1 protein-coding gene is annotated in these 680 nt (G+C 69.9%); it reads left to right on the top strand.

Annotation, left to right across the window (positions count from 1 at the left end; genetic code table 11):
• Positions 1–640: IS3 family transposase (locus tag ACRX5S_RS41095; protein ID WP_436778407.1), on the top strand; the 640-nt coding region annotated here is incomplete at its 5' end.
• Positions 641–680: the final 40 nt, after the last annotated feature.

The following is a 680-nucleotide window of genomic DNA, read 5'->3' as shown; positions in this document are numbered from 1 at the left end:
GGTCGGGCGCCGCCGCGTCGCCCGCCTGATGCGCCAGGCCGGACTGGCTGGCCGGCACCGCAGACGCGGGCGCCGCACCACCGTCCCCGACCCGCACGCGGCCCAACGTCCGGACCTGGTCGCCCGGGACTTCGCCCCCGGCCCGACCGGTGCCGGGACACGCTGGTGCGGCGACGTGACCTACCTGCGGACCGACCAGGGCTGGGTGTTCCTGGCCACCGTCATCGACATCGCCACCCGCAAGGTCGTCGGCTGGGCCGCGGCCGACCACCTGCGCACGTCCCTGGTCGCCGACGCCCTGCGCGACGCCGTCCACCGCCAGCACCCGAAGCCCGGAACGATCTTCCATTCGGACCGCGGCTGCCAATACACCAGCTACGAATTCGCCCTGACAGCAAGCAAGTTCGGTATTCGACTGTCCGTCGGACGGACTGGAGTGTGCTGGGACAACGCGGTCGCCGAGTCGTTCTTTGCGACCCTCAAAAGCGACCTCGGAGCCGACCGGCCCTGGCTCACCAGAGCCGCCGCCCGCCGCGAGGTCTTCGAGTACATCGAAGCCTGGTACAACAACCGCAGGCTGCACAGCAGCCTCGGCTACCGCACACCCGTCGAATACGAAGCCGCACTCACCGCGGCCTGACCACCACAACGACGGTGTCCGTCAAAGCGAAGCAAGCTCA

This window comes from Yinghuangia sp. YIM S09857 (assembly GCF_051388915.1).
Taxonomy (GTDB): domain Bacteria; phylum Actinomycetota; class Actinomycetes; order Streptomycetales; family Streptomycetaceae; genus Yinghuangia.
Note: the sequence above shows the minus strand (reverse complement) of the source record. Positions and strands in the feature narration are given on the sequence as shown.